Here is a 24901-nt window from a genome sequence, read left to right as displayed (position 1 = left end):
ACGAAAAGTAAACTATAGTCAGACGATTAATTATCTGCATAAACAAACCTAAATAATCAGAATAAGCCGATTAAATCCTACGAACAAAAAACTAATTCTTTAAAGAAAAGCGATTAACTTTCACAGATATAAGAATTTTTAAATAGCAAATGCTAAATCATTCAAATAAAACACGTACTTTTGCGTTTCATAAATTTGCAATTGATTGAAAGCTAAAACCATGAAGGTGATACATTTCAATCGCCAACAAAAAACATTATATGGATAAATTCAGTTACTCTATTGGCCTCGGAATTGGTCAAAACTTATCAAGCATGGGAATCGAAAACCTTGCGGTAGATGATTTCGCACAAGCAATCAAAGATGTATTAGAAGGTAATCAGACGGCTATCAGCCACAATGAAGCCCGCGAAATAGTGAACAAATATTTCGAAGAATTGGAATCTAAGATGAGTGCCGTTGCTATTGAGCAGGGACAGGCATTCCTCGAAGAAAACAAAAAAGGACCGGGCGTAGTTGTCCTTCCCAGCGGACTACAATATGAAATCATCAAAGAAGGTACAGGTAAAAAGCCGAAAGCTACCGATCAGGTAAGATGCCACTATGAAGGTACATTGATCGACGGTACACTGTTCGACAGCTCTATCCAACGCGGAGAACCGGCTGTATTCGGCGTCAACCAAGTAATCCCGGGATGGGTGGAAGCTTTGCAGCTGATGCCGGAAGGTTCTAAATGGAAACTGTATATTCCGTCAGAACTCGCTTATGGCGCAAGAGGTGCCGGAGAAATGATTCCTCCTCACAGCACGCTCATTTTTGAAGTAGAATTACTCGAAGTATTATAAATAAAAAATTTCAAAGCAAAATGAAAAAAGTTAGTATTTTTATGGCAATCGCCGCTGCAACAAGCCTTGCTTCTTGTACAGCTCAAGCTCCTAAAGCAAATCTGAAAACAGACATCGACTCACTGTCGTATTCTATCGGTATGGCTCAGACTCAAGGTCTGAAAGGCTATCTGACAGGTCGTCTGGATGTTGATACTACTTACATGGCAGAATTCATCAAAGGTTTGAACGAAGGCGCAAACAAGACTAGCAAAAAAGACATCGCTTACATGGCAGGTCTGCAAATCGGCCAGCAAATCAGCAACCAGATGATGAAAGGTATCAACCAAGAATTGTTTGGTACAGACTCTACTAAAACTATCAGCAAAGAAAACTTCATGGCAGGTTTCATCGCAGGTACTTTGGAAAAAGGCGGCGTAATGACTATGGAAGCAGCTCAAGAATATACTCGTACAGCTATGGAAACTATCAAAGCAAAAGCTTTAGAAGAAAAATATGCTGACTATAAAGCTGAAAACGAAAAGTTCCTTGCTGAAAACAAGACTAAAGACGGCGTAAAAACAACTGCAAGCGGTCTGCAATACAAAGTAATCACTGAAGGTAAAGGTGAAATTCCTGCTGACACTTGCAAAGTGAAAGTGAACTACAAAGGTACTTTGATTGACGGAACAGAATTCGACAGCTCTTACAAACGTAACGAACCGTCTACTTTCCGTGCTAACCAGGTAATCAAAGGTTGGACAGAAGCTTTGACTATGATGCCTGTAGGTTCTAAATGGGAACTTTATATCCCACAAGAACTTGCTTACGGTGCAAGAGAATCTGGCAACCAAATTAAACCGTTCTCTACTTTGATTTTCGAAGTTGAACTGTTGAGCATCGAAAAAGATAAGAAATAAGAAAGTTCTTTTCTAAATAGAAAAAGGAAAGAGGCGCAAAACGTTTGTGCCTCTTTTTTTTGCTTTTTCCTATTTTTTTTCTCCGAAAAGAAGAATAATTAAAATAAATCTCTATATTTGCTTACTATTTGATAACAACAGGAAATTACAATTTATTATTATGGAAAGAATAGACAACCTCGACAGGCAGATCCTAGAGATTATCTCCCAGAATGCCCGCATCCCTTTTAAAGACGTAGCAGCCGAATGTGGAGTATCACGCGCAGCTATCCATCAGCGCGTGCAAAGACTGATTGACCTAGGTGTCATTGTAGGCTCTGGTTACCATGTGAACCCGAAATCATTGGGCTACAGAACTTGTACATACGTGGGTATCAAGCTGGAAAAAGGCTCCATGTACAAATCTGTCGTAGCGGAATTACAAAAGATTCCCGAAATAGTGGAATGTCATTTCACTACAGGCCCGTACACAATGCTGACAAAACTTTATGCATGCGACAACGAACATCTGATGGATTTGCTGAATAACAAAATGCAAGAAATACCGGGTGTAGTAGCTACCGAGACTCTGATTTCTCTGGAACAGAGTATCAAGAAAGAGATTCCCATCCGCGTTGAAAAATAATTGTGATGGAGTTTCTAAATGAATATCACCTTGCAGGGTTATTCATCGGAATCTGTACCTTTTTGATTATCGGCCTTTTTCACCCCGTCGTGGTAAAGGCCGAATATTACTGGGGCACAAAATGCTGGTGGATATTCCTGATACTCGGCATTGCCGGTGTGATTGCCTCCTTAAGTATCGATAATGTGATCTTATCTTCTTTATTAGGCGTGTTTGCGTTTTCTTCCTTCTGGACGATCAAAGAGGTTTTCGAACAGGAAGAACGGGTACAAAAAGGATGGTTCCCCAAGAATCCGAAGCGCAAATATAAGTTCTAGAAGCAAAGGATTACAGTTTTTTCTCGAAAGAATTTGCATAATTCGACGGAAAATACTACTTTTGTCACCGCATCCAGTTAATGGATACATCGGGCTTTTAGCTCAGTTGGTTAGAGCAACAGACTCATAATCTGGAGGTCCTTGGTTCAAGCCCAAGATGGCCCACGAAAAATTCCTGTAAGTATTTCACTTACAGGAGTTTTTCTTTTATACGGTCAGAATAATGAGATTTACAAAATTAGGAACAGTATTCCATATTGAAATAAGAATATCAATACTAAATGATTCCAAAGTGCTTCAAAGCCTTACACAAACCGTCATTCTCAACGGTATCAGTAACAAAATCGGCTGACGCCTTGACAGGCTCCGATGCATTTCCCATAGCTACCCCGATTCCGGCAGCTTTCAGCATAGGAATATCATTACCGCCATCACCGCAAGCCATTATTTCCGCCATCTCAATCCCATAATAATCGGCAAAAGCTGAAAGTCCGGTTGCCTTACTGATTCCTGCAAGGTTCACATCAGCAAATAAGGGATGCCAGCGTGATAAGGAAAGGTTAGGCAGAAGCGGCATTACTTGCTGCTCCATTTCATCATCGATATAAAAACAAAGCTGGCAACACTCTTTTCTGTCAAATAGTTCTTCAATGTCTACAACGGCAGGGATGGGATGTTCCACGATTTTGGCTATCCGTTCGACAGTCGGAGTCAGCCGATTGACAAACACGCCTTCATCCAGTTCAATAGCAACTGCGAAATCAAAAGCTTTTGCTATTTCCATGGCTTTCTTAAAATCATCCTTTGGAATAAGGTGTCTCCTTATCACAGTGCCATCCAGTAAGACACAGTCAGCTCCATTCAATGCAATAATTCCATCATACGGAACAGCAGCTATTTCATGAAGGTCGCCTGCCGCTCTACCGGTAGCAATGACTATTCGAATCCCACGGTCATGAATCTCCTTAAGAGCTTCAACAGAAGATTGCAATATTTTATGAGTTTCAAAACTCACCAATGTTCCATCTACATCGAGCATGATTGCTTTTATCATAACACCTACATTTTTTATTTACAGTCTATTACCCAGCGACAAAGTTACTGAAAAAAATCCCCATAGCAGGTATACCTCCAATACATAAAACAAAAAAGGCAAAAGGAAACGAGATCCTTTTGCCTTATACCTATTGATACCTACTGAAAAATGATAGTTAACGTTTAGCGGAAGTCCTTCAACTCTTCCTGCAATTTCTGACGGGTAAAGAATATGCGGCTTTTTACAGTACCTAACGGAAGATTCAACTTCTCTGCAATCTCACGGTACTTGAATCCTGAAACGTGCATAGCAAACGGAACTCTGTATTCTTTAGGCAGAGCATTGACTACGCGGTGCATTTCCTTTAAATCGTAAGCTCTTTCTGTACTTTCAAAACCTGACTCTTGTGGCAGATTCAGATGATAGAGGTTTTCAGTCTGATCGACAAATGTCTGATCGCGCACTACTTTACGGTAATTATTAATAAAGATATTCCGCATTATAGTATACATCCATCCTTTAAAATTTGTGTCGGGGGTATATTTGTCTTCGTTATCCAATGCTTTTAATGAGGTTTCCTGTAACAAATCGTTTGCTTCTTCACGATCGGTTGTCAGTTTGTATGCGAAGCGGAGTAATTCATCCTGTACTCCTATCAGATCTTTCCTGAAGCTTAAACTTTTCATATACGCTATTTTTAAATTGTGAGTATTCGTTGTTATAATTTTGATGTTGCAAGTTTACGGGTTTTCAACAAATGTGGCAGGTGAAGAACAGACATTGTTTAGGGGAAAATCTATCGGTTGATAGAATTTAGGTCATTTTTGATAGTATTCAGGTGGTTTTAATGGCCGGTATAGCAAAAATCCCATTTTGAAGTCACACCTGACTCAAAATGGGATAACACAAACAAAACAAACAATATTAGCGATTTTCACAAACAGCTGTCTTTTTATATTAAAAAATTCATAAGACTTAATTTAGAATATGTCGCTTAAACATTCTTTTTATGGGAACAAAAATATTACTTTCTGGTAAAAAGGAACGCATGATTTAAGAATAGTTATAAAGAATAATTGTTTTATGTATAAAAAATTGTGCCCAACTATAAAGAATTGTATTTCATAACTTAGTACAAAAGAGGCATAAATTAGTCTTTCGGTGATATTCTATAATATCACACATTCCAAAGTGATGTAAATTCTCCAACTTCTTTTTTCACGTAAGAATTAATTTCTATATTTGGGCAATGTACAACCAAATACCAATTTATTATCTATGACTGATACTATTTCTTATCAATATGCAGCTCCTTCCACATTGCAACGGTCGGCCGATCAGGACGAACTGTTTCTTGCCAAATATAGCGAAATAGAAAAGAGAGAAGCCCCCTGTTTCTTTTGGGGAAAGCTGACGCAACCTTATATGACGGCACGCTGCCTCATTGCGTTATCCAATGTTGTGCAGTCCAGTTTCAACCTGACACCGGCACAACTCACAATGCTGAAAGATCCGATTGTAACAGCTGGAAATAACCGTCTGCGCTTTGAAGGATTTTCTAATTGTGCAGGTGTATACGCCAGGGTCGATGTACTTCCTGATGGACACGACGGAGAATTCTTGGAAAACGGGACAACGAATGTAGATTTTAATCCCGGAATGATTTCCGCTTTAGGAGGAATAGGCAGACAAGAAAATGTAGTAATGTCGGTCGGCCCCAAAGAAGTGGGACTCTATAATAAAGGTGAGAAGGTGATAGAGCGAAAAGTACCTCTTCCCGTAAAATGGATAAAGGGACTGACTACGGTACAGATTTATCAATCCGTTGCCGAAAAGGTCTATTCCTTCAATCGCATACAAACCTTACAACTCTTCCAGACACTACCGAAAAGTAGTGTGAAATGTGACTATTTTTTAGTGATGCGCGGTCAAAAACCGGCCTTTTCACCGGTGAAAAGTATGAATGGCATCTGCATCGGAGGACTCCACCGTTTGCGCTTGCTTGAACCTTTGCTTCCCTTTGCCGATGAACTGAAAGTATTTGCACATCCTACTATGCAATCTACTATCTGGCAACTCTATTTCGGTCCGGTCCGCTTCAGTCTTTCCCTTTCCCGCGAATGTTGGAGAGGATTCTCCGGAGAAGGTGCCGCACTGGAATCTTTGCTCGAAGACGTACCTGAAAGATGGATAGAGGCGATGGATAAATACAGTTACGCCAACCAACAGTTCAACCCTACGCTTTTTGCCATAGAAGAACATATTGACCTGGATAAGGTAGATTCTCTCTCGGCACGATTGGCAGCAATGGGTTTGCTGGGATTCGATTTGGATGAAAACAGTTTCTTCTACCGCCGCCTGCCTTTCAAAACCGAACGTATTTTGAGCCTCAACCCGCGAATGATAGCTGCAGAAAAGTTGCTGGAAGAAGACAAAGTAGAAATCATTGCGAATGATGGCAACCGAACGGAAGCCCGTGTTACAGGAAGCGGAGGAGTGAGGCATACCGTCATTCTGGACAGAGAGAACAAAAAAGAACGTTGCACCTGCACTTGGTTCAGCAGTAATCAGGGAGAACGGGGAGCTTGCAAACATATTCTGGCAGTAAAGAAACTAGCGCAATGGAAGAACTAAAAAAAGAACTGGAGAAGTTATCCAAAGCCTATGTGGATACTCCGGAGAATGAAGAGAAGATATTAATCCCTTTTATCAAGAGATTATTGGAGTTGCCAATGAAGGACAGGCGGAAGTTGCTGCCGCTTATCCGGGAATTGCAATGGATAAAAGGCAGGTTCGCTGGTTTCAGCAGTGAGACAACCTGTAGTGCGGCACGGGCACATTTTCTATCGGCAGTACAGTTTGTATGTGCCAACAGACGGGAGATGGATATGGCATATCATGTGAAGTTTGATATGCTTTGCAAACTACTCCCGCTTTACAACCCTACCTGGATGACAGATTTTATCAACGATGACAAAACATGGTTCAATTTCGATCTCAATTACGAAGAACTGATGCAGCTCATGGATATGGGTTACCTCAAAGAAATCGCTCCAAGCCGCATTGCACATGTACTCCCCTGGATTACCCGCATCAGAAATAAGAATCCCAAAGGAGACGATACTTTCAACAGTGAACTACTACTCAAACGGGATATTACACTGAAAGAACACATCTGGACGCTTTTCGAACACGAATCAATCATCGGTTATCAGGATGATTGTGCCAAAAATGCTTATAAAAAAGGAATCACAATACGGGATGAAAGTATCAGCGCGGCCCTCTATCGCTTTTCACTGGACGGCCATCTGGATAGAGAACGGCTACTAAGAGCCACCCTCGCCACTTTTCACCGGAGCTTCAAAAAAGACATGGCAGGATGGTTTGCCAGATTCTTTGAAACGCTGCAACCGACCACCGGAGAATCGTTATCCTTACAGGAAGAGATCATGCAAACATTCACTTCTTCCTACACCAAGCCGGTAAATATAATGTTGCAACAGTTGAAGAGCATTGCAGACGAAGAAGGATTCCGTTATCAGGAATTCATCGAACGGGCAACCACCCTTTTCTTCTCCAGTCCCAAAAACTCGCTATTAACCATTTACTCCATCTTTGAAAAGATCGTTGCGCAACATCCCGAGATGAAAGAGCCTTGTTGTATCACTCTCTGCCAACTATTCTTGAAGAAGGACGAAAGCCTGCAAAAGAAAGCTGCCAACTTTATTTCAAAGTATGGGGATGCCTCTTCGTCCAATCTCCAAGAAACACTACAGTCTTATCAACCGGAGATGTTTCAAAGCGTGCAAGCGATACTCGCATCTTTCAAGCCACAGTCTATAGATTCACAGTCTACAGAACTACACCTTGCAGAAGAAGCAAATGCAACAGATACAAGTGTGACAAAAGACATTCTTCATACAGAAGGAGAGAATACAGAAAGAAATAGTACAGATGAAAATAGTACCGATAACCCCCTCCTCTCCGAAGAGCCACCTCTGGAAGCCATCCGCATTTGCCGGGAAGACAACCGTATTCCATTCCCTGCCAACAAAGAAGATTTCCTGTTTCAGCTTAGCCGTTTGTTCGACATGGAGGAGAACTGGGAGATAGAAACAACGATTGCCGCTATCATTGCTTTCCACCCCCAACTAGATAAAGAAGACCTCAACCGGATGGAACCTATTTTCCAACGGGCAGCCAATATTGTTGCCAATAGTTGGGAACCATACGAAGATCTCCTTGCCACTTTCCTGTTGGAATACCAACGCTTATGGGCACAGACAGACAACTCCAACACAGGAGTTTTGAGAAACATGTTCACCCGGCTGGAAGAAAGGCTGAAAGGAATAGATAAAAACAGGGGAGCTTACGACGAACGTTCCTTCAAACGACTTGCCAACTGGAAACCCGGTTACAGCAACGCAACCTGTTTCACCCCTATCAAACAGTTATGGCTGGGTGTGATCCGCCAAATAAAAGGAGGAAATACATTGCCTCTGCTTTCTACACCCACCCATACCCCGGCATACCTACAAGCCACCGAACTGATACGCCGGCTTGCCGTATATCAGGAAGCAGGAAAGAAACCTTGTTCGTGGGATTTCCAACTGGCTATTGCCCGTTGTGCTCTGGAAGACAAGGAAGAAGCCATCGTCACCGCCCGGCAACTGTTACAAGATGAGTACCTGCATCTCTGCCTGTTCCTATTGGACGAAAACACGCAACCCGAACCGCCCTACAACCATCCGACCGCTTGGGTAGCCGCCGGACTGGTAAAAGCACCGGAGACGGAATTTGAAGCATTCAAGTCTTTCGCCTGTAACACATTGCCACACAACCATCTGACAGGAGACTACGAGTGGAAAGAAGTGAAACCCAAAGAAAACTCATACGAAACGGACAGACGCCTGCTCCAACTTGATTTTCACAAATGGCACAAATATATCGAACGCAACAGCCATCAGCTATGGCAGGAACATCTGATTATTAACAGTAAATACAACATGGATGACTCCCGCTACATGGAACCTCTATTGTGTTGTTACCCTAACCGTCCGGAACCGTTGATAGCCCAGATTATCTCCCATTACATGGCTTTCGGCAGTCCACAGGAAGACAGCAAACGTACCCTTGCCTGTGCCTTGCGCATGTTGTTGTCTTTCCATTGCCAGCTCAAAGAAATGAGTCTACTCCTATTAAGCGGCTCGCTACTTTTTGTAGACAAAACAGTCCGTTCCTATGCAGCGGAGTTATGGGTAGAAGGACTCTCCACAGGAAGAATAAACAACCACCGGGTAGGAGAAATCCTGGCCCGGCTTATCAACATGGAACTTGCTCCGTTAAAACGCTTCACCACACAAGTGTACGAAAGCATGTACAAACGAAGCGCTTTCCACAACCGCCAACTGGAAGAACTGCTCACTGTATTTATCAGCGGATTGCCCGACAAACCCGTCACCGGACTCAAACAACTGCTCGAACTCTATCTGGAACTATTGACCATCAACCGCAGCAAAGTTACAAACGAACAACTCTTGCAACGCCTGCAAGAATGGGCAACGAACAGCAATCTGAAGAAAGTGACCACTTCACTCAACAAACTATAATTAATTCATGATTATGACCCTAGAAGAACGCCTCAACGAAATAGTAGAAAAGCAACAGGGTGATGCCATCATCCCCTTTCTGCAAGGACTCACACAGGAAGAACGAAAGAGCCTGGTACCCCGCCTGAACAAACTGGAAGAATACTACAGTAAATTCGTGCAACTTAACGAGAACACATACGGTACACGGGGGACTTCCGCACAGCATCGTATCATCAATCTTACCGCTCTCGTTATCTATTCGCTGAAAGAATTCCGTAAACACCAATGGGGAATCAACACCGAGCAACTGAATGAATTGATCCCGTGGTACGTCCCCTCCTGGCTCGACAGCTTCTTCAAAGAAGGTGAAGGCAAAGAATTCGGCGGTTTCTACGGAATGGATTACGAAGTCCTGATGGATTGGATAGAGCAGGGAATACTCACCGTGACACCTTCTCCACAAACCATTGCGGGTTATCTGGTAAGCTACATCAACACCACTGCTATACTGCAAAAACGCGAAATCACACTTAAAGAACATATTTGGTATCTCTTTGAGTACGACTGCGGACAGAACTGGATGGATAACCGAAATGGCGGACACCCCTACTATCCTTACAAATATCTTATCGAAAACGGGAAACTAGACCGTATGCGTGTATTAAGAGAATCTCTGCTCGCTGTCAACCGAAATATGAACAAGAACCTATGCGGCTGGTTTGCAGGCATGTTTACCGCACTTACCCCCAGCATAGAAGAACAACTCGCGTTACAACCGGAAATATTAGCCGTCCTGTCCGCCCCTCACAGCCGCCCGGTCAATATCATGCTCGGACTGCTGAAGGGCTTATGCAATCATCCGCAATTCCGGATCGAAGAGTTTCTAAGTCAGACTTCCGTTCTTTTCGCTTCAGATGTGAAGGCAGTCCACCAAAACACATTGGCCGTACTTAACAAGCTGGCAAAAGAAAGAAAAGAATTTCGTGACGCCATTTGTTGTGTTGCCGCACAAGGATTAATGAGCCGGGAAGAATCTACTCAAAGCAAGATAGTCAAACTGATCCTGACGTATGGAGAGACAGAATCTGCCACATTAAGAGAAGCACTCTCCGTATATACGGAAACGATGTTGGCAAACACTAAAAAAGAGCTGAAGGCTTATCTGGAGAATAATGAGTCTGGCCATACTTCTGCCCATAATGAAGCAGCTCCCGCCCACTCCGAGCAGCCCGACAACGATTCCGCCTCTTTCGTGTATGAACCGATACTCCCCATCATCCGTGAGGACAACCGGATACAGGAAATTGCTTCCCCCGAAGACCTGATATTTCTTGCCAGCCAAGTGCTGGATGGGAACGAGATCTATCATTTCGACCTGCTCCTCGGTGCCTTAGTGCAATGGGACCATCAACAGGACACAAAACAAATCTCACAATGGACACCCATCCTTCAACGCGCTTACAAACTACTGATGAACGGAGGAAGTTCACGAAACGGCCTATTAGACCAACTGATGGCAACTTTCCTCCTTGATTATGCAAAACTACTGGTTAAACGCTTCCCTAAAGAAGCAAAAGAGCTAAGTGACTTGCATCAGAAAATGGTACAGAAAGACGAACTGCAGAAAGGTAAATGGAACTATCGTAATCTGCAGAAACTCACCATCCGTCAGAAAACGAACCAAAAAGAGAAACTCCCTGTTCACAAGCAGCTATTATGCCGGACACTAGATCTTTTGGAGAATAAGGAGAAACCTTTACCCCTATTGTCCACTCCCACCCATACTCCTATGTTTATCGCTCTGGCAACCCTGGTAGAAAGGTTAAAACAATATCAGCAAGCAAACACTGAGCCAGACGATATGGATATGCAAATAGCACTCTCACGAGTGGCATTGGATAATTCATCACAAGAACTTCCTATTATCCTCCAAGACTTAAAGGAAGAATACCAGCGCTTACTTTCTTTCTTGTTGGGAGCAGAAGATGTACTCCCCCAAGCACCCTTCACCCATCCTTCCTGGTGGATGACAGCAGGACTAATCAAGTCGCCGGAAACAATCTACTCCGAATTCAAAGATTTCTCATACAATAAAGGTCCACGCGAGTTCCTGACTGGAAACTTTACGTGGAGAACTTATCTGCGTACTCACTCATATACCGATTACAACAAGAAAGTAGTAGAATGGACCTCCGCAACTCTTACTTTCGATATTCCGGAAAGCAAAAACTCTCATGTCGTCAATAAAGATGAATATAATGAGAGAATCAGTTACCATTCATACGATTCGCATCCGTTAGTGGTCGAAATGTATCCGCTGATAGAGCGCTTCGACGATATACAAAATGACTTGTCACGTTTAGCATGGTTAACTCCCAATATGCCGGAACCATTATTAGTATGGTGTATCCGCAGTGCCATTTACGATCCGATGTTAAATGAGGTTAGGGAAATAGGCATCACCAAAGCCACCATCGAAGCACTTCATCAGTTAAGACACACCTGGCATGAAGCGTCTTACATACTGGAAGCCAGTTGTATGTTAGTAGCAGATAAGACTTCCCGTTCTTATGCCGCCGAAATTTGGATAGACCGTGTCGGCAAAGGATGCATAGACAGTAAGCGCATAGGTAAAATCTTAGGTTCACATCAACATACCGGCTGGGGACCGCTGAAAAGACTCACCGACCTGATACAGCAACAAATGATGAATGTCAGTCCCCTGCACAACCGGGAATTGGAGAATCTAATCGTAGCAATGCTGGCCGGACTTCCGGAAAAGCCGATCAAAGATTTAAAGAAGTTGTTGGAGATCTATGCGGAACTGTTATCAATCAACCACAGCAAAGCCAAAGACGAACAGGTTTTGCACCTGTTGAATGTTTGGAAAGGGGTCGCTAATCTGAAGAAAGCAGTGGCTAATATCCAACATTAAGAAGATTGTTGCAACTACTTAATCTCTTACTTTGTGCCACCGTATTGGCACGGCTGTGCCATCGAAGTGGCAAAGTTGTGCCAACGTAGAGGCATAACTGTGCCAATATAGTGGCACGACCTGACCACTTAAACAATCAGGATTTAAAGGTAGCTTATTGGAGCAAAAGCCAAAAAGAAGTATCTTTGGCACACTAAATACAAAAGGTTGAATGATTATTCTAAAATATAGTTTAGCTATCTTCTGTTTGCTGCTGACAGGATGCTCCTTCTTTTCCAGCCAAAAGGAAAAGGAGAACCCCGCCCTGACGGAATATGAATATACGACGGACGATATGCAATCCGGCGAAGAAAGTTCCACCATCTCACCGCCACCGATAGAGCGAAGCGCAATGGCTCTCTACATGGATTCACTGGGACTCGTCAACGTAACCGATCTGGATAGCAGCCTCGTTGTTAAGTTGATGTATACGCAAGCTGATAATTTCACTGGCGAAGTGCTTTACGACAACTTAACGGAAGCCTATCTGCATCCGGATGCGGCATACGCTCTTATAGAAGCACAAAAAGCCTTGAAAGAGCTACACCCGTCTTATAGTCTTATCATTTACGATGCAGCCCGCCCCATGTCGGTACAAAAGAAGATGTGGAACGTAGTGAAAGGAACGTCCAAATACAAATATGTCTCTAACCCAAACCGTGGAGGCGGACTACACAACTACGGACTGGCAGTAGACATCAGTATTCAAGACTCTTTAGGGCAGCCTTTACCTATGGGAACCCAAGTAGACCATTTAGGTGTGGAAGCCCACATCACAAACGAAAACGAACTGGTACATAACGGAAAAATGAGTGAAACAGAACGTCAGAACCGGATACTGCTGCGAAAAGTAATGAAAGAAGCCGGGTTCCGTGCATTACCCAGCGAGTGGTGGCATTTCAATTTTTGCAGCCGGGATGTAGCCAGACAGAAATATAAGTTAATACCATAAATCGGTGCTCGGCAAGATCATAACCGGTGCTCAACGATTCATTGTAATATCCTATAACACAATAACGCCATGATACAAATCTCCCCCGAAACTCAACTTTTTATCCGCGAACATTCATCGGACGATGTACGTGCACTGGCTTTACAAGCTAAAAAGTATCCGGATATAAATATGCCGACTGCCATCACCCAAATTGCAGGAAGACAGGTTGCCGCCGAAAAGATTCCTTCATGGCGAGAAATAGAAGAGATATGGTATCCGAAACATCTGTCGCTAGAGCAATGCTCTTCTGAAATCACTGCCCGCTACAAAGCCCGTCTTTTTCAGGGAGATTCGCTGATCGACCTCACCGGAGGCTTCGGCATAGACTGTTCTTTTCTTGCCACCGGATTCAAGACTGCCACTTATGTAGAACGCCAGGAAGAACTTTGTGAAATAGCGGCACACAACTTTCCCATCCTGAATCTAAACCATATAAACGTAAGAAATGAGGATGGAGTCGCCTATCTGCAATCAATGTCCCCCGTAGATTGTATCTTCCTCGACCCTGCCCGCCGCAATGAACACGGCGGAAAAACGGTCGCCATCTCTGACTGTGAACCGAACGTAGCCGAACTCGAAGCTCTTCTGCTTAGCAAAGCCAACCGGGTAATGATAAAACTCTCTCCCATGCTCGATCTTTCATTGGCACTAAAAGAGCTGAAGCATACGCAGGAAATTCATATCCTATCCGTCAATAACGAATGTAAGGAACTACTCATTCTACTCGGACAAACATCACCGGCGGAAATCGCCATTCATTGTGTAAACCTCCTCACGAAAGGGACTCAAGAAGAACAACACCTCGTATTCACCCGCGAACAGGAGCAGCGTAGCCAATGTACTTATACCGATTCTTTAGGAAATTACCTTTACGAGCCGAATGCATCTCTTCTGAAAGCCGGTGCCTTCCGCAGCATTGCCGCAGCCTACCCCGTCCGGAAACTGCATCCCAACAGTCATCTTTATACCTCCGATTCTTTCATTGAAAACTTCCCCGGAAGAATCTTCCGCATTGTCAACCAGTGCAGTTTCAATAAAAAAGAAGTAAAGGAGAATCTGGCAGATCTGAAAAAAGCAAATGTGACTGTCCGCAACTTTCCCACCACAGTGGCCGAACTTCGCAAACGGCTCCATCTGACAGAAGGAGGAGATACTTACTTATTTGCCAGCACATTAAATAATGGGCAAAAAGTCATCATCCGCTGCGAGAAAGTCTGAACTATTTGCTATTTTTGCGAAAAGAAACACAATCTAAACTAATCCCGATGAATCAAACACCCGTAAAAGCGATTCTATTATTAATCGTATTCACGCTGTCCTGTCATACTCGACTTTTCTCACAGAGAGATTTTGAGCGACATGAGTTCTCGTTTCATGCCGGCTATGGTGTGATGTTTCATAACCCTCCCACGCTAACGCTAAGTACCCACAGCTACCAACGTACACTTGCACAAGGCGTAAGCTGGGATGGACAATACCACTTCCGTCCTCTCAAACGCTTTATCTTCGGAGGAATCTACACCGGATTTTCTTCCAAAGGAAGCCATCTTGAAGGAAAAGACCATTTATGGATTCATTTCATCGGTACGCAAATCGGAATGTGTAATGCCAATACCAAACATTGGCAAATCCGGGTGACAACCGGTCCCGGCGGAGTCATTCTACGGAACAACAGCGAGGTATTCGGCAACACACGAAAAGTAAGAGCCTTCACTATCGGTCTCCTCACTAATGCCAATCTTACCTATAAGCTGAATCCCAACTTGGGAGTCAGTTTAGGAGTGCAATATATGTATAGCGAACTACTTAGAATGAGGACTTACTATCACGAAGAAAAGGTTACTGTAAAACTCAATTCAAATGATGATGTCAACCTCACGCGACTAAACATCACTACGGGATTATCCTATTATTTCTAACATCCACTAAAAAAAGCACTATGAAGAAATATATACTCATTCTCTTTTCCATCATCAGCTTTTGGAGCTGTAAAGAAACGGAAAACGAATCGATCGACATCACCGTTTTGCCTTCTGCCACCACTACAGGAGCCAACACATTCGGTTGCCTAATGGACGGCTGGGTTTATGTGGGAGGGCGATACCTGAATTGGGGACACTCGTATGTATGGACGTATGATTCATTCTACTATTACACAGAAGAAGACAAACTCTCCGTTAATGTTTCCGTAAAACCCGGTATCAATCTATCTTTCACTATTTTATCGCCCCAAGAAGGCAAAGAATCAACGATTACCGATATAGAGTTCGGAAGAGAAGAGCTGGAAGACGGAACAGCTTTCATAAGCCGTTTCGACACAGAAATGAAAATCATCAGTGTCACATTCGGTAACGGCAAACGGCTGACTAACGGACGTTTTGATATTCATTATACAGAACACGACAGTAGCAAATATCCCCAATAAATGCAACCCAAACACTATAGTGTAAAAATGTTCGACAAAAAACAACTTCCATTATAGTAGACGGTTCTGGGTGTAACGGATATTATGAACAAAAACTAATTGCCGAATGAATGGGTACGATGGATAAATTGAAAAAACTATTCAGGTTTACTTTCTTCTCCGGCTTTATTAGAAGGATTATTGCTTTTCTGGTACTCCTTGGGAGTGGTCGATTCATTTCCATCCCGAACTGCCATATAGTGCGGTGACATGATTTCAATGCCGGCCTCATTAAATTTATCCTGAATATTCTGATGCAAATCCGAATAAATCTGTGCCATCTTATCTGCCTGTTTGATATAAGCATTAATTTGATAGACCGGATACCAGTCGCTCAACGAAGTTTCCAACACAAACGGACGCGGATCGTCCACCACACCGGGAGTGTTCAACGCAGCATCAATCAATATCTGATTAACCTGCCGCCAGGGAACATCATAGCCGATAGATACTTCCGAGTGAATAATCAATCCATATTCACGGGCTGAAGTACTGTAGTTTACCGTATGAGATGACATGATAAATGAATTGGGAACAGTCACAACCTCATTTTTAGGAGTCCGGATACGGGTGACAAGAGGAGTTTTTTCGATGATATCACCTGTGGTATCATTCAATTTGATCCGGTCGCCCATCTTGAACGGACGCATATAAGTAATCACCAGTCCGGCAATAATATTACCGATAACCGTACTTGATCCGAGCGAAACGATCAATCCGACAAATACCGAAATACCTTGGAACACACCGGAATCGGAGCCCGGGAGATAAGGATAAATCATCGCAATCATAAATGCATAAAGCAGGAAACGGGCGATATGGAAAGTCGGCATCGCCCAGTCCGGGTAGAAGCCGTTGATTTTGAGTCGTCCTGCTTCCACTTCACGTGCCAGATACAAAACGAGACGCACCAGATACCTCACAGCATACCAAATAACGATAATGGTAAACAACTTAGGAATATAGTCAATGATACCCACAAAGATAGCGCGAATCGGATTCCATATATATCCTAACAGTTGATATGCCAACCCTTCTGTCTGCGGGAAGATGATAAAAATCAATGGTACGGTAAACAGTAGTTGCAATCCCATCAGTATATACCGCCCGATACTGGACAGGAATACTAACAGGTTTGCCTGTTTCTGCGCATCCAGCAATTCATATCCCTGGATAGATACCGGTTTTATCTTCGTGTCTTTCAGACGCAAAATACGCGCTTTCAGTTTACGGAACAACCAGTTGGTCAAGCGGAACAGAAAATACTGTCCTACAATTACCAACACAAAATAGAGCACACGCTTTGCCATTCGCCAAAGTCCGTGCTCCGCTTTCATCTCATGCAGTTTGGCGACAACGTTCTGTTGTCTTTCCTTAGCCAGCGAATCACGGGAGACTCCTTCCCACAAAGCGTCCTGATCGGTAAGAGAAAGCAGTACTTTGCTGCCGTACATCAAATCGGAAACAATGTCCGAATGGTCAATAGCAACAGAATCAGGTTTCAAATTAAAACGTCTTCCTATTTCTTCGATCGCTGCACCGGTCATCTGTGCACGTTGCTGGGGAGTATATCCACCACGTTTGGTGAAAAGGTAAAATAAGGTATCACCGTCCGCCACTACCGGCATGCCCTTAGTGAACTGCCGCAGGGAGTCGATACGCTGACGCTGCTGTGCATATTTTACGGAGTCGGCGGTAGCCATCTGGAGCTTCATCTGCTCCATTTCCATCCGCATATTCGCCTCGTTGAGCCGGGCTTCCTCCAATGATTTCCGCATATTCACCAGATGGATAGAATCCGAATCCCGTTTCAAAGGAACATGTCTGCCCGCTATTGTATCTCCGGCAAATATCTTCTTAACCGCCTGTTCCAACTGTGCTTGCGCCCCGATTGCCAGGAAAGAAAAGAACAACACCAGTAACGACCGTTTTATTTTATTTATTTCCATACCTTATATTCCTTGATTATAATTAAGGTTAATCTAACATTTCATTAAAAACAGAGCAAACATACGGATTGTTTTTGACATTACCATTTCCAAATTGATTATCTTTGCCACTAAAAGAGAAAAAAATATGAATATATTATTACTTATCGGGGGATTAATCCTCATTCTTCTAGGAGCTAACGGATTAACAGACGGTGCCGCCTCGGTAGCCAAGCGCTTTCACATCCCTCCCATCGTGATCGGACTTACCATTGTTGCATTCGGCACTTCTGCCCCGGAACTGACAGTCAGTGTATCTTCCGCTCTCAAAGGAAGCGCGGATATTGCCATAGGCAACGTAGTGGGAAGCAACATTTTCAATACGTTGATGATTGTGGGCTGCACGGCCTTATTCGCCCCGATTGTCATCACCCGCAATACACTTAGAAAAGAGATACCACTCTGCATACTTTCTTCTATTGTCTTGCTGATTTGTGCCAATGATGTATTCCTGGATAAAGCTCCGGAGAATATCCTGAACAGAGTAGACGGCTTATTATTGCTTTGTTTTTTTGTTATCTTCATGGGTTACACCTTTGCCATCGCCTCCAAGCCGAGCACAACAGAACAGGCGGGACAGATAGAAGCTCCGACCATAGAAGAGGAGACAGAAATCAAATCACTCCCCTGGTGGAAATCCATTCTTTATATCATCGGAGGTTTGGCTGCCCTCATTTTTGGAGGTCAGTTGTTTGTTGACGGCGCCACAGGCATCGCCCGCAACCTGGGTGTCAGCGAATCGATTATCGGACTGACACTGGTCGCAGGAGGTACTTCCCTTCCTGAACTGGCTACGTCTATCGTTGCCGCATTAAAGAAGAATCCGGAAATTGCCATTGGAAATGTGATCGGTAGTAACCTCTTCAATATATTCTTTGTACTGGGATGTAGCGCCAGCATCACTCCTCTCCGTCTTAGCGGAATTACCAACTTCGACCTGTTTACGTTGGTAGGTTCCGGTATTCTGCTCTGGTTATTCGGGCTGTTCTTTGCCAAAAGAACTATCACGAGAATTGAAGGAGGGATTATGATACTTTGTTATGTGGCGTACACGGTGATATTGATTTATAACACTTGAGAATAATAAAGAGGCTGTGTCAAAACTCTCCTTTCATTCATACTGGTAAATTAAAACTAATCGTTATTTCACCTCAACAGTTGTCAATACGTTAACACCATATTTCCCGTCTTCAGATACCCACCAGGTGGTATTGCCATTCGCACAGCGAAGGGCGTAACGAGGATTATATTTCAACCGTTCCGAACCGTCGGGTATCCACAGACCCAGTCTGTATTCTCCGGCAGGCATTGAGCCTTGTAATTGAAGAGACTGATTTACAGAATGTACCAATGGCGTATATGCCGTGTCTCCCGGTTGGAACGGTTGCCAATCCAACGGGTTGGCTTCCGTCAGGAATTCGGAGACTTTCCCTTTGTCGTCAATCAACACAAAGTAGACAGGATGCTCCCCAAAGACAGTGGCAAAACCTCTGTTTACCAAGCCTAATTTCAGTTGGTTTTCCTTACCAGACTGTAATTTTTCCGGCAGTTGAAGTGACTGCAATTCAATCCGATAGCCAAGATGGTCGCGTATATAATCGAACATATTACGTTGTACCTTCGTTCCGTCCTGCTTCTGAAAATAACTGTCGGATACAGGCATATGATGCTGACGAAGTGAATCTTCCGTTATCATTGTTTTCTTCCACACAATCATGGAGTATTCGGGAGGATTGTTCTCATCAAACCTGTTATTAGGATGCTGCTCTTTATAATTATGGATAATACTCAATGAAGTATAATGCTGGAGAAACAGGCGTCTCGCCGTTTGCATACCATCGATAATCCATCCTGCCGAAGGGCTGTCCGGATCGGCACCTACACTCCAAAATCCCCAGGGAAGTTCACCGTCTACCACCAAATAAGGAGACTCTCTTACAATCTGGTCGAATTTGACAGTTCCTTCGTGCATATCAGCATCCCACCTGTCAGGCCGTATGACAATAAAGTCATCGTGGAACGAGAGTCTTTTATACAGTTCCGGTTTATCTTTCAACAGGTTCTTAAATTCCGGTAATCTCACTTGTACATTTCTCTCTACGGGAACCACCGAAAGCAATTTTTCCAACACGGCTGCTTTTGTTTCTTCCGAGTTCTCCAAACCCTGAATAGAACTATGCCATTCTCCCCATGCACCGATCATTCCGGCTTGCACTACCAAAATCAGGTCTTTATTTTTCTCCAGGAAAGGTTTCAACTGGTCCAAATGTTCCAAAATCTGCTCTCCGGTAGGACCGACGGCGGCTCTCCCCATAAAGTCCCGCTCATAAGCAAAACGCAACACCGCTTTCTTACCCAACTTCTGTAGTTCATCAAAATAGGTTTGCATAGTTTGGAAGTTTTCTTCCGATAGTTTTTCACCTATTAAATAGGTAAGATAGAAATAGCTTTGAACGAGTGACACACTGTCTGCTACATACTTTTCCGACAGTTCCAACAATTCCGTTGTCGGACGATCTTTCTCGTGCAACACATCTACCGCCGTCTCCAACCGGAATCCTCTTCCGGGATTATAGAGTCCATTTTCACCATGCAGATCATCCACACAAATTCCGCGAAACTCAAGAGTCCGTTGAGAATCACCACAGCCACTTACCAGCAGGGCCAATAAAGCAGCTATCACACTGCTATACATCCAATACTTCTTCATAGTAATATTTTGTTTGCAGGCAAATATATAACAAATCAAAACACGAACACAGATCACAACCCATTTCGCACAGAAAAGTATCAGTTTGGGATAAAAAAAGCAAAAGTATTAGTTAATGCTAAGATTGTATTTGTCTCGCAAGTTGAATAACCCTACCTTTGTCACAGCAGCCAGTAACAGCCAACTGACCATTAAAATAATCCTTAAACAGTAAATAATACATGAATAGATTAAATTGGTTCTTCTTACTAATAGTTACCATTCTGTTGATTCCGGCAGAAAAGGCCACCGCAAAAAAGAAAACAGAAAAGTGTGACAGAGAAATATGGTGCGAAGTGATGTACCGGATGGCTGCTCCCGTATTAAGTAATATGAGCGAAGGAGCACTAAAACAAAATATGCTTGTCGAATTAAGCCCGACATGGGACGGCCGCAACAAAGATGTCACTTATATGGAATGTTTCGGACGACTGATGGCGGGACTGGCTCCCTGGTTGTCACTGCCGGATGATAACACCACAGAGGGAACCCACCGTAAACAGCTCCGCGAATGGGCACTGAAAAGCTACGTCAATGCCGTAGACCCGAAAAGCCCGGACTATCTGTTATGGCGCCAAGAGGGTCAGACACTGGTAGACGCAGCCTATATCGCCGAAAGTTTTCTACGAGGCTATGATGCTTTATGGACACCGTTGGATAGCCTCACTAAACAACGTTACATCAATGAATTCACTCAACTCAGACGAGTTGATCCGTCATATAGCAACTGGTTATTGTTCAGTGCAACTGTCGAATCGTTTCTTCGAAAAGCAGGCGCACCCAGCGACACCTACCGTATCAGTTCTTCCTTACGGAAGATAGAAGAATGGTACGTAGGTGACGGCTGGTATTCGGATGGTCCCAACTTCGCATTCGATTATTACAATAGTTTCGTGATACATCCTATGTATATAGAATCACTGGAAATAATCACCGAAGCCGGCAAACACAAAAATATATGGAATATGCCCGGCTGCGATTATCAGAAAGCAATCACACGGGCACAACGATTCGGCATGATTCTCGAACGGCTTATTTCTCCGGAAGGCACACTACCCGTTGTCGGACGTTCCATCACTTACCGCACCGGTTCCCTGCAAACTTTAGCCTTACTCGCCTGGCGAAAATGGCTTCCCAAAGAATTAACAAACGGACAAATACGTGCCGGCATGACTGCTGTTATCGAGCGTATGTTTGGCAACGACCGCAACTTCAATGAAAAAGGTTTTCTAACACTGGGCTTCAACGGTTCACAACCCGGCATCTCCGATTATTACACCAATAACGGCAGCTTATATATGGCGTCACTTGCCTTCCTGCCGTTAGGTCTTCCCGCAGATGATCCGTTCTGGACAGATGCCGCACAGCCTTGGACTTCGAAAAAAGCATGGGATGGAGATGATTTTCCAAGAGATCATTCTTATCACGAGAAATAAGTGATAATCAGCATCATATAATAGTTTCCAGTTATACTGGAAACTATTATCCATTCACACTGAAAAAACAAATAAAAAGCAATTTGTATAAAAGTATTGGTATATGCTAATATTATATTTGTCTCCTTTTCACAATAGCCTACCTTTGCTTATCATCAATGATGACGTCTTATTAAACAACGAATAAAACATTAACCATTTAAATAAAAGTATCATGAATAGACAAAACCTTTTAACATTACTCGCTACATTCGCATTACTCTTCAGCTTCACATATTCTTGTAATGCCAAAGGAAAAGACAAGGCCAAACACGTTGTTTTCATCGGTTTAGATGGCTGGGGCGCATATAGCCTACCCAAAGCAGATATGCCTAATGTCAAAAAATTAATGGAAGACGGTTCTTATACATTAAAGAAACGTTCGGCACTTCCTTCTTCCAGCGCCATCAACTGGGCATCCATGTTTATGGGAGCCGGACCGGAACTTCACGGATATACCGAGTGGGGATCCAAAACACCTGAACTTCCGTCGCGTGTATTGAACAAGAACGGAATCTTCCCGACTGTATTCCAATTGCTGCGCGACGCCCGCCCGGAAGCAGAAATCGGTTGCCTCTACGAATGGGAAGGTATCAAATATTTAGTGGACACCCTTTCTCTGAACTATCATTATCATGTTGCCGATTGCAACAAAACTCCCAAAGAATTAGGCAATATGGCATCAGCCTATATAAAAGAGAAACATCCGGCCCTTGTTGCCATCTGCTACGACGGCCCCGACCATACCGGACATACTGAAGGACATGATACTCCCGCCTATTATGAAAAACTCAAAGAGTTGGATATATATGTCGGTCAAATTGTCCAGGCTGTAAAAGACGCAGGAATCCTTGATGATACTATTTTTATATTAACTTCCGACCACGGCGGCATTGACAAAGGACACGGCGGCAAGACAATGCGAGAAATGGAAACAGCTTTCATCATTTCCGGCAAGAATATTAAAAAAGGACTTCGTTTTGATGACATAAGCATGATGCAATATGATGTAGCTTCTACCATAGCATCTATTTTCAATCTCGAACAACCACAAGTCTGGATAGGCAGACCGATGAAGATTGTTTTCAAATAATCACTCTTTTCTCCATACTCATCTTATTTACTGAAACAAATACAGCAATAATCTTTCAATATACTGAAAGATTATTGCTGAAATATAGTCATTATATAAAATATCCAATATTCACTAGTAAAGAAGTCCAAACATCCATAGTGGAATCCGATTATGATGCCCAATTTCTGTCCCATCAACAGCAAGAAAAATAAATCCTCCAACGTCTTTTTTTGCTGATGAAGTTTAGGCAGGTCCAATGGAATCAATTTCTATATCGGACTCACGTTAATTTGCTACTTTCATTTTAGGATTCTTTTTTAGGCTATTACATTATGAAATATAAATCGGAATGTCTATATTTGCACATAGCCAAAAAATAACGGCCGTTATTATTACCGTGGTGGAATTTAAAAAGAAAGAGCTATGAAATTTTATAATCGAGAGAAAGAATTGCAGAGATTAAATAAAACTAGAGAAGTAGCTTTTAATAATCATTCTCAAATGACTGTCCTTACAGGTCGTAGGCGCATCGGTAAAACAAGTTTGATTTTAAAGTCTTGCGAAAATACACCTACGGTCTATCTCTTTGTAAGTCGGGGAAATGAAACAATGCTTTGCAACCAGTTTGCACAAGTTGCGAGCAGAGAGCTTAATAGCTTTATTTCACCGGATATCTCATCATTTTCAAATCTCTTTGAAACACTAATGGGTATAGGACGAAATATGTCCTATAACTTAATTATAGACGAATTTCAAGAGTTCTTTTACATCAATGAAACAGTATACAGTCAAATGCAAGATATTTGGGATAGATATAAGGATACTACCCACGTGAATTTAATTGCCAGTGGTTCTGTCTACACCCTTATGCATCGTATTTTCATGGATTATAAAGAGCCCCTTTACGGGCGTTGTGATAGCGTAATGAAATTACGACCGTTTGAAACCACTATTCTGAAAGAAATATTATCGGATCATAAACCTAACTACACAAATGAAGACTTACTAGCTTTGTACACGTTTACAGGTGGAGTTCCGAAATATATAGAGAATTTCATCGATAATGGCTGTATGAGTGTTGATGAAATGATTGATTTTATGATGCTCCCAGATTCCATGTTCCAAAACGAAGGAAAGACGCTATTGATTCAGGAGTTTGGGAAAAAATACGGAAATTACTTTGCTATTTTATCAGCAATAGCAAATGGCGACAATACGATTCCAAAACTCAACGACACGACCGGGGAAACAACGGTTACCGGACATTTAAAGCGGTTGGAAGAGGATTATGAATTGATAACAAAGAAACGACCTATTTTTGCAAAAGACGGAACGCAAACTGTCCGCTTTGAGATATCTGATTTGTTTTTACGCTTTTGGTTTCGTTATTTCACAAAGTATAACGATCTCATTGAAACAGGAAACCTTGAACTGTTAGGAAAAATAATAAAGGATGATTACCCAACCTATTCAGGGTTAACGCTTGAAATGTATTTCCGCCAAAAGATGGCTGAAAGTAAAGAATTCCGGAATATCGGTTCTTGGTGGCAGACAAAAAAGGAAAAGATCCCTTGTGAAATTGATATTGTAGGGATTTATGCAGATGACAAGCATGCATTAGTAGCCGAAGTGAAACGACAGCGCAAAAACTTTAAGCCAACAGAATTTAGAGAGAAAGTAGAAACAATCCGTACTAAAATCCTCTCTAAATATGAGATAGACAGTCGTTGCTTAAGTATGGATGATATGTAGTAAATATTTTTTCGCAGGTTATAAAAATTAAAAGAATGGTTTCATTCAAGGTATATTTCAGCAATAATCTTTCAATATACTGAAAGATTATTGCTGAAATATAGTCATTATATAAAA

The 24901-nt window shown here is 42.7% G+C and carries 19 protein-coding genes and 1 tRNA gene; 16 read left to right on the top strand and 4 right to left on the bottom strand.

From position 1 onward, the window contains the following. Positions 1-260: 260 nt before the first annotated feature. From KTR06_RS02285 to KTR06_RS02265, 5 genes are all read left to right on the top strand, one after another. On the top strand, positions 261-845 hold the full coding sequence (locus KTR06_RS02285) for an FKBP-type peptidyl-prolyl cis-trans isomerase (RefSeq protein ID WP_008023341.1): 585 nt from the start codon (positions 261-263) through the stop codon (positions 843-845). 20 nt (positions 846-865) lie between these two features. Further along, on the top strand, positions 866-1744 hold the full coding sequence (locus KTR06_RS02280; protein ID WP_118407108.1) for an FKBP-type peptidyl-prolyl cis-trans isomerase: 879 nt from the start codon (positions 866-868) through the stop codon (positions 1742-1744). Positions 1745-1904: 160 nt separating this feature from the next. Beyond that, positions 1905-2369 carry an Lrp/AsnC family transcriptional regulator gene (locus KTR06_RS02275; RefSeq protein ID WP_004302580.1) on the top strand — a complete coding sequence of 155 codons (465 nt, stop codon included), beginning with the start codon at positions 1905-1907 and terminating at the stop codon, positions 2367-2369. 5 nt (positions 2370-2374) lie between these two features. Next, positions 2375-2686, top strand: coding sequence for a DUF4491 family protein (locus KTR06_RS02270; RefSeq protein WP_049701378.1), 312 nt, complete (start codon positions 2375-2377; stop codon positions 2684-2686). A 91-nt stretch (positions 2687-2777) separates the two neighbouring features. Further along, positions 2778-2851: transfer RNA gene (locus tag KTR06_RS02265), tRNA-Ile, on the top strand. Positions 2852-2963: 112 nt separating this feature from the next. Here the strand turns inward: KTR06_RS02265 and KTR06_RS02260 are convergent. Both KTR06_RS02260 and KTR06_RS02255 read right to left on the bottom strand, forming a co-directional pair. Next, entirely contained in the window at positions 2964-3740 is a 777-nt protein-coding gene (locus KTR06_RS02260) for a Cof-type HAD-IIB family hydrolase (protein WP_055234432.1), read from the bottom strand. 164 nt (positions 3741-3904) lie between these two features. Next, positions 3905-4408: an RNA polymerase sigma factor gene (locus KTR06_RS02255; protein WP_004296608.1), complete on the bottom strand. Its 504-nt coding sequence runs from the start codon at positions 4406-4408 to the stop codon at positions 3905-3907. A 592-nt stretch (positions 4409-5000) separates the two neighbouring features. Here KTR06_RS02255 and KTR06_RS02250 point away from each other — a divergent pair. The 7 genes from KTR06_RS02250 to KTR06_RS02220 all read left to right on the top strand — a co-directional run bounded on the left by KTR06_RS02250 (position 5001) and on the right by KTR06_RS02220 (position 15706). Beyond that, positions 5001-6356, top strand: a complete 1356-nt coding sequence (locus tag KTR06_RS02250; protein WP_211420330.1) for an SWIM zinc finger family protein — start codon at positions 5001-5003, stop codon at positions 6354-6356. Continuing rightward, positions 6344-9331, top strand: coding sequence for a DUF6493 family protein (locus KTR06_RS02245; protein ID WP_217289918.1), 2988 nt, complete (start codon positions 6344-6346; stop codon positions 9329-9331). The genes KTR06_RS02250 and KTR06_RS02245 overlap by 13 nt, the downstream gene beginning before the upstream one ends. A gap of 13 nt (positions 9332-9344) precedes the next feature. Beyond that, positions 9345-12248 carry a DUF6493 family protein gene (locus tag KTR06_RS02240; protein ID WP_217289917.1) on the top strand — a complete coding sequence of 968 codons (2904 nt, stop codon included), beginning with the start codon at positions 9345-9347 and terminating at the stop codon, positions 12246-12248. Between the two features lie 211 nt (positions 12249-12459). Further along, positions 12460-13239 carry a M15 family metallopeptidase gene (locus tag KTR06_RS02235; protein ID WP_217289916.1) on the top strand — a complete coding sequence of 260 codons (780 nt, stop codon included), beginning with the start codon at positions 12460-12462 and terminating at the stop codon, positions 13237-13239. 69 nt (positions 13240-13308) lie between these two features. Beyond that, entirely contained in the window at positions 13309-14499 is a 1191-nt protein-coding gene (locus KTR06_RS02230) for a class I SAM-dependent methyltransferase (protein ID WP_217289915.1), read from the top strand. A gap of 47 nt (positions 14500-14546) precedes the next feature. Then, a complete protein-coding gene (locus tag KTR06_RS02225; RefSeq protein ID WP_004296614.1) occupies positions 14547-15200 on the top strand; it encodes a hypothetical protein in 654 nt (217 codons plus the stop codon). A 20-nt stretch (positions 15201-15220) separates the two neighbouring features. Beyond that, on the top strand, positions 15221-15706 hold the full coding sequence (locus KTR06_RS02220) for a hypothetical protein (protein WP_055234439.1): 486 nt from the start codon (positions 15221-15223) through the stop codon (positions 15704-15706). Between the two features lie 137 nt (positions 15707-15843). Here KTR06_RS02220 and KTR06_RS02215 read toward each other — a convergent pair whose 3' ends face one another. Beyond that, positions 15844-17694: a mechanosensitive ion channel family protein gene (locus tag KTR06_RS02215; protein WP_120067792.1), complete on the bottom strand. Its 1851-nt coding sequence runs from the start codon at positions 17692-17694 to the stop codon at positions 15844-15846. 127 nt (positions 17695-17821) lie between these two features. Between KTR06_RS02215 and KTR06_RS02210 the strand changes: the two genes are divergently transcribed. Next, entirely contained in the window at positions 17822-18811 is a 990-nt protein-coding gene (locus KTR06_RS02210; RefSeq protein ID WP_008023354.1) for a calcium/sodium antiporter, read from the top strand. 63 nt (positions 18812-18874) lie between these two features. Here KTR06_RS02210 and KTR06_RS02205 read toward each other — a convergent pair whose 3' ends face one another. Continuing rightward, positions 18875-20443, bottom strand: a complete 1569-nt coding sequence (locus tag KTR06_RS02205) for a DUF4832 domain-containing protein (RefSeq protein ID WP_217289914.1) — start codon at positions 20441-20443, stop codon at positions 18875-18877. 221 nt (positions 20444-20664) lie between these two features. On the opposite strand from KTR06_RS02205, the gene KTR06_RS02200 reads away from it, so the two are divergent. From KTR06_RS02200 to KTR06_RS02190, 3 genes are all read left to right on the top strand, one after another. Beyond that, entirely contained in the window at positions 20665-21918 is a 1254-nt protein-coding gene (locus tag KTR06_RS02200; RefSeq protein WP_120067787.1) for a DUF2264 domain-containing protein, read from the top strand. Positions 21919-22132: 214 nt separating this feature from the next. Continuing rightward, positions 22133-23050, top strand: coding sequence for an alkaline phosphatase (locus KTR06_RS02195; protein WP_087317391.1), 918 nt, complete (start codon positions 22133-22135; stop codon positions 23048-23050). A 405-nt stretch (positions 23051-23455) separates the two neighbouring features. Beyond that, positions 23456-24784, top strand: coding sequence for an ATP-binding protein (locus tag KTR06_RS02190; protein WP_087317393.1), 1329 nt, complete (start codon positions 23456-23458; stop codon positions 24782-24784). Positions 24785-24901: the final 117 nt, after the last annotated feature.

This window comes from Bacteroides sp. MSK.20.12 (assembly GCF_019052435.1).
Taxonomy (GTDB): domain Bacteria; phylum Bacteroidota; class Bacteroidia; order Bacteroidales; family Bacteroidaceae; genus Bacteroides; species Bacteroides xylanisolvens.
Note: the sequence above shows the minus strand (reverse complement) of the source record. Positions and strands in the feature narration are given on the sequence as shown.

What these genes read in the sequence shown, in the direction of transcription:
- KTR06_RS02285 (WP_008023341.1), top strand. Translation starts at nt 261, where the DNA reads ATGGATAAATTCAGTTACTCTATTGGCCTCGGAATTGGTCAAAACTTA.
- KTR06_RS02280 (WP_118407108.1), top strand. Translation starts at nt 866, where the DNA reads ATGAAAAAAGTTAGTATTTTTATGGCAATCGCCGCTGCAACAAGCCTT.
- KTR06_RS02275 (WP_004302580.1), top strand. Translation starts at nt 1,905, where the DNA reads ATGGAAAGAATAGACAACCTCGACAGGCAGATCCTAGAGATTATCTCC.
- KTR06_RS02270 (WP_049701378.1), top strand. Translation starts at nt 2,375, where the DNA reads ATGGAGTTTCTAAATGAATATCACCTTGCAGGGTTATTCATCGGAATC.
- KTR06_RS02260 (WP_055234432.1), bottom strand. Translation starts at nt 3,740, where the DNA reads ATGATAAAAGCAATCATGCTCGATGTAGATGGAACATTGGTGAGTTTT.
- KTR06_RS02255 (WP_004296608.1), bottom strand. Translation starts at nt 4,408, where the DNA reads ATGAAAAGTTTAAGCTTCAGGAAAGATCTGATAGGAGTACAGGATGAA.
- KTR06_RS02250 (WP_211420330.1), top strand. Translation starts at nt 5,001, where the DNA reads ATGACTGATACTATTTCTTATCAATATGCAGCTCCTTCCACATTGCAA.
- KTR06_RS02245 (WP_217289918.1), top strand. Translation starts at nt 6,344, where the DNA reads ATGGAAGAACTAAAAAAAGAACTGGAGAAGTTATCCAAAGCCTATGTG.
- KTR06_RS02240 (WP_217289917.1), top strand. Translation starts at nt 9,345, where the DNA reads ATGACCCTAGAAGAACGCCTCAACGAAATAGTAGAAAAGCAACAGGGT.
- KTR06_RS02235 (WP_217289916.1), top strand. Translation starts at nt 12,460, where the DNA reads ATGATTATTCTAAAATATAGTTTAGCTATCTTCTGTTTGCTGCTGACA.
- KTR06_RS02230 (WP_217289915.1), top strand. Translation starts at nt 13,309, where the DNA reads ATGATACAAATCTCCCCCGAAACTCAACTTTTTATCCGCGAACATTCA.
- KTR06_RS02225 (WP_004296614.1), top strand. Translation starts at nt 14,547, where the DNA reads ATGAATCAAACACCCGTAAAAGCGATTCTATTATTAATCGTATTCACG.
- KTR06_RS02220 (WP_055234439.1), top strand. Translation starts at nt 15,221, where the DNA reads ATGAAGAAATATATACTCATTCTCTTTTCCATCATCAGCTTTTGGAGC.
- KTR06_RS02215 (WP_120067792.1), bottom strand. Translation starts at nt 17,694, where the DNA reads ATGGAAATAAATAAAATAAAACGGTCGTTACTGGTGTTGTTCTTTTCT.
- KTR06_RS02210 (WP_008023354.1), top strand. Translation starts at nt 17,822, where the DNA reads ATGAATATATTATTACTTATCGGGGGATTAATCCTCATTCTTCTAGGA.
- KTR06_RS02205 (WP_217289914.1), bottom strand. Translation starts at nt 20,443, where the DNA reads ATGAAGAAGTATTGGATGTATAGCAGTGTGATAGCTGCTTTATTGGCC.
- KTR06_RS02200 (WP_120067787.1), top strand. Translation starts at nt 20,665, where the DNA reads ATGAATAGATTAAATTGGTTCTTCTTACTAATAGTTACCATTCTGTTG.
- KTR06_RS02195 (WP_087317391.1), top strand. Translation starts at nt 22,133, where the DNA reads ATGAATAGACAAAACCTTTTAACATTACTCGCTACATTCGCATTACTC.
- KTR06_RS02190 (WP_087317393.1), top strand. Translation starts at nt 23,456, where the DNA reads ATGAAATTTTATAATCGAGAGAAAGAATTGCAGAGATTAAATAAAACT.